This window comes from Phocaeicola faecium, assembly GCF_014837055.1.
Taxonomy (GTDB): domain Bacteria; phylum Bacteroidota; class Bacteroidia; order Bacteroidales; family Bacteroidaceae; genus Phocaeicola; species Phocaeicola gallinarum.
Window position 1 is genome coordinate 1 of record NZ_JACSPQ010000041.1, and the last position, 1,186, is coordinate 1,186.

Below are 1,186 nucleotides of genomic sequence, written 5' to 3' on the forward strand. Positions count from 1 at the left end.
GGTACAACTATTCATCCGGCAACAGCGGCGGCACCGTGATGATCTGCAACGAGATGGCGGTCAACACGGAATTCTGCCACAACGTGGCCCATCATGACCGGATGGGCGCGATCGACATCCCGCGCAACCCGGACGCCTGGGTGCATGACAACGTGTTCGTGCTGGGGCCGGACTGCGACCCGCTGCGACTGGACCGCGCCGACGGCGTGGCGGTGGTGGAACACAACGTGTTCGTATCCGACACCGAGCGGCCCAAGGCCACCACATGGCATCCGGAGGGCTCGCGCGTGACATGGCGGGACAACCTGTTCGTGAATTTCACCGACCAGCCGCAGTAGGGGCTTCGCACTACCTCGACGTTCGACGATTGGACCCTTGCAAAACCTTGGGTCGGTCAGGAGACATCGAGGTAGTGCGAACGCCTCAGACGATCAAGCCCCTCGAACACCTCGCCGTTCAGCCCCAGGTCCCGGGCGGCGGCCACATTGGCCGGCTTGTCATCCACGAACAGCGTATGCGCGGGGTTGACGCCGAACCGGGCGATGGCCCGGCGGTAGATCTCGGGATCGGGCTTCAGGATGCCCTCCTCGGAGGAGACGACCGTGTCCCGCAGCAGGTTCAGTTCGGGGAACAGCTCATGCGCCGCACGAACGTACTTGGTGGTGAAGTTCGTCAGCCCCCACAGGCGGACACCCGAGGCGTCCAGCTCCCGCAACAGCTCCCCCATGCCCGGCTGTAGCCCGGCGAGCGCAAGCCGTTGCCGCTCGAAGTAGATGCGGAACACCCAGGCCACGGCCGGCCCGTGCTCGACCTCGTAATCGGCCAGGATGCGCTCCTCGCTCCACCCCGAGTCCGAGAGCCGGTCATAGTATCGGAAGCCGTGCGGGTCGTCGGCGCTGAAGAACATGTCGATGACGCCGGGCGGATACTGACCCTCCAGCGGGATGCGGGGACGCCAGTCCAGCAGCACATCGCAGTAGTCGAAGATGACGTCGGTGATCGTTGCGCTCATGGGGCCTCCAACGGGTTCGCGGGCCGTGGCTGCGGGAAACGCGTCGTCCGCCGGGCGGCCCACGTACGAATACGGGAACGGCTCCCATACGGGAGCCGTTCTGAAGCGGGCAGAGCGAGATTCGAACTCGCGGAGGCTTGCACCTCAACGGTTTTCAAGACCGTCTCCTTAGAC

General features: G+C 64.9%; 2 protein-coding genes. One reads left to right on the plus strand and one right to left on the minus strand.

Features of this window, described 5'->3' with window-relative positions; translation table 11 throughout:
* A partial coding sequence (locus tag H9626_RS15760; RefSeq protein WP_225231019.1) for a hypothetical protein occupies positions 1–338 on the plus strand: 338 nt, incomplete at its 5' end.
* Positions 339–394: 56 nt separating this feature from the next.
* Here the strand turns inward: H9626_RS15760 and H9626_RS15765 are convergent.
* Positions 395–1,012: an HAD family hydrolase gene (locus H9626_RS15765; protein WP_191710826.1), complete on the minus strand. Its 618-nt coding sequence runs from the start codon at positions 1,010–1,012 to the stop codon at positions 395–397.
* Positions 1,013–1,186 lie beyond the last annotated feature (174 nt).

What these genes read in the sequence shown, in the direction of transcription:
- H9626_RS15765 (WP_191710826.1), bottom strand. Translation starts at nt 1,012, where the DNA reads ATGAGCGCAACGATCACCGACGTCATCTTCGACTACTGCGATGTGCTG.